The following is a 1,328-nucleotide window of genomic DNA, read 5'->3' on the forward strand; positions in this document are numbered from 1 at the left end:
AGCCTGTTGAAATTCGCCGCGATGATTACATCCACTGCTTCTGGCAGCAGCGGTCGCGCTCGTTTACTTCCCGTTTAGGGCGCCAATCGATGGAAATAGCCCGATTTGGCGTGCTCCAGGCGCACTTTCCCCGTCAACGCGCTCATGCCATTGAGCCTGTAGCCAGCAGCTTCGGCAGGCGCACCAGGTTGCTTGCCGCCATGGCCAGCTGGAACAGCGCGTCGACACGCTCAAGTCCGCGTTGCTTCACCTGGCGCAGCCCGGCCGCCGCCTTGAGCCAGCCGAAGTGGGTTTCGATCCAGGCGCGAATCTTCAGGCTCAGACCATAGCCGGCGTGGCGCGTGGTACGGCCATCGATGGCGCTGCGCCGACCATTGGTGTTCTGCGCAACATGGGGTGTCACGCCGAGGGCACGACAGGCGGCCACGAAGTCTGCCGTGTCGTAAGCCTTGTCCGCGGCCAAGGTGCGTCGACGGCGACCACCCAGCTTGCTCAGCATCGCCAGCGCGGCTTCGCGTTCGCCATGGCCACCGGCCAGAGTCACATGAGCATTGCGCACCAGGCCACTGCGGTGTTCCATCAGTACATGCCCCATGTAACTCAGCTGCGCGCCGGTGTTGTGGCTCTTGCGGTACAGCCGGGCATCCGGATCGCTGGTCGAGGCGTGGGTGTCGTTGCTGCGCTTGTGCCCCTTGAAGTCTGGCTGGGCATTGCGCGGGCCGGGGCCCGGGTCGTCTGGCGTATCGTCCTTGGGACGGAAACTCTTCTGAGAGGCCCAGGCTTGCAGCAATGTGCCGTCGACCGAGAAGTGCTCATCCGAGATCAGCCCCTGCTTCTCCGCCAGGCGTACCACCTCGTTCAGAAATTCGGTGGCCACGGCCTGGGCATTGAGGCGGTCACGATTCTTCGAGAAGACCGAGTGATCCCACACCGGATCATCAATGGCCAGGCCGACGAACCAGCGGAACAGCAGGTTGTAGCCCAGCTGTTCCATCAGCATCCGCTCGCTGCGCAGCGAGTAGAACAACTGCAGCAACTGCGCCCGCATCAGCTTCTCGGGGGCGATCGAGGCGCGGCCGGTGTCGGCATACAAGGTGTCGAACAGGGCGCTCATCCGCTGCAGAGCGGTGTCTGCCAGCTTGCGGATGGCGCGCAGGGGGTGAGTCGCTGGCACGAAGTCATCGAGCTTGGCGACAGTGAACAAGGATTCCTGAGTGATATCGGCGCCACGCATGGAAATCGGGGTTCCCGGCAGATTGGAGCCGATATCGTAAACCTTACACGGCAAAGTCAGACAGGCCGTAGGCGAATTTCAACAGGCTGCTAGC

1 protein-coding gene is annotated in these 1,328 nt (G+C 62.7%); it reads right to left on the bottom strand.

Translation table 11 applies throughout. The features are described from left to right. Positions 1-142 precede the first annotated feature (142 nt). Positions 143-1,234 (bottom strand): IS5-like element ISPa8 family transposase, encoded by a 1,092-nt coding sequence (locus N5J71_RS22270; RefSeq protein WP_023446582.1) that lies wholly within the window; start codon positions 1,232-1,234, stop codon positions 143-145. Between the last annotated feature and the right edge of the window lie 94 nt (positions 1,235-1,328).

The organism is Ectopseudomonas oleovorans, assembly GCF_029845265.1.
Taxonomy (GTDB): Bacteria; Pseudomonadota; Gammaproteobacteria; order Pseudomonadales; family Pseudomonadaceae; genus Aquipseudomonas; species Aquipseudomonas oleovorans.